Below are 1391 nucleotides of genomic sequence, written 5' to 3' on the forward strand. Positions count from 1 at the left end.
GGGACTGTAAGAACAACGGTGTAACTCCTGATCAAGGAGACGCACCTGATGACTGTCATGACGGACACCGTGGATACTTCCGCGGTGGCGAAGAAGAAGACTGCGGCCGGCACGCCGGAGGGCGTGGACGCCGAGCTGGTCGGTCGGCTGGTCGAGCAGGCCCGGGCTGCGGGCTTGCAGCTGACCGGTGAAGGTGGCCTGCTGCAGCAGCTGACGAAGCGGGTGATCGAGGCCGCCCTCGATGGGGAGATCACCGACCACCTCGGCTATGAGAAACACGATCCGGCCGGTAAGGACGGCGGGAACTCCCGCAATGGCGCCCGGGCCAAGACCGTGCTCACCGACGTCGGCCCGGTCGAGATCACCGTGCCCCGGGATCGCGACGGCTCGTTCGAGCCGCAGATCGTCAAGAAACGGCAGCGGCGGCTGACCGGTGTCGAGGACATGGTCCTGTCACTGTCGGCGAAAGGCCTGACCACCGGGGAGATCAGCGCTCACCTGGCCGAGGTCTATGGCGCCGACGTCTCTCGGCAGACGATCTCCACGATCACCGACAAGGTCATGGACGGCATGGCCGAATGGCAGAACCGGCCTCTCGACCGCGTCTACCCCGTCGTGTTCCTGGACGCCATCAACGTCAAGATCCGTGACGGGAAAGTCGCCAACCGGCCCGTCTACGTCGCCCTCGCGGTCACCGTCGAGGGAACCCGCGACATCCTCGGACTGTGGGCCGGCGACGGCGGTGAGGGCGCCAAGTTCTGGTTCCAGGTCTGCACCGAACTCAAGAACCGTGGTGTCGAGGACGTGCTGATGGCCGTCTGTGACGGGCTGACCGGCCTGCCCGACGCGATCAACACCGTCTGGCCCAAGACGGTGGTGCAGACCTGCGTGGTGCACCTGCTGCGCAACTCGTTCAAGTACGCCGGCCGCCAGCACTGGGACGCGATCGCGAAGGCGTTGAAGCCGGTCTACACCGCACCGACCGAGCCGGCTGCCGAGCAGCGGTTCCTGGAGTTCGCCGAGACCTGGGGCGAGAAATACCCGGCGATCGTCCGGCTCTGGGAGAACGCCTGGGCCGAGTTCGTGCCGTTCCTGGCCTTCGACGCCGAGATCCGAAAGGTCGTCTGCTCGACGAATGCGATCGAGAGCGTCAACGCCCGGATCCGCCGGGCCGTCCGGGCCCGCGGGCACTTCCCGAACGAGCAGGCCGCCCTGAAATGCGTCTACCTCGCCGTGATGGCACTGGACCCGACCGGCGCCGGCCGCCGCCGCTGGACCATCCGCTGGAAACCCGCCCTCAACGCCTTCGATCTCGCCTTCGAAGGACGACTCACCGCAGCCCGTAACTGACCTTCAACAACATCGAGTTACACCGTTTTCTTGACACTCCC

Annotated in this window: 1 protein-coding gene; it reads left to right on the forward strand. The window is 66.1% G+C overall.

What is annotated here, in order from left to right; translation table 11 throughout:
* Positions 1-57 precede the first annotated feature (57 nt).
* Positions 58-1350 (forward strand): IS256 family transposase, encoded by a 1293-nt coding sequence (locus tag AB0G04_RS44195; protein WP_360996759.1) that lies wholly within the window; start codon positions 58-60, stop codon positions 1348-1350.
* Positions 1351-1391 lie beyond the last annotated feature (41 nt).

The sequence above is a fragment of the Actinoplanes sp. NPDC023801 genome, assembly GCF_040639655.1.
GTDB lineage: Bacteria > Actinomycetota > Actinomycetes > Mycobacteriales > Micromonosporaceae > Actinoplanes.

Excerpts from the sequence above, each read along its gene's own strand:
- AB0G04_RS44195 (WP_360996759.1), top strand. The coding sequence starts at position 58 with ATGACGGACACCGTGGATACTTCCGCGGTGGCGAAGAAGAAGACTGCG.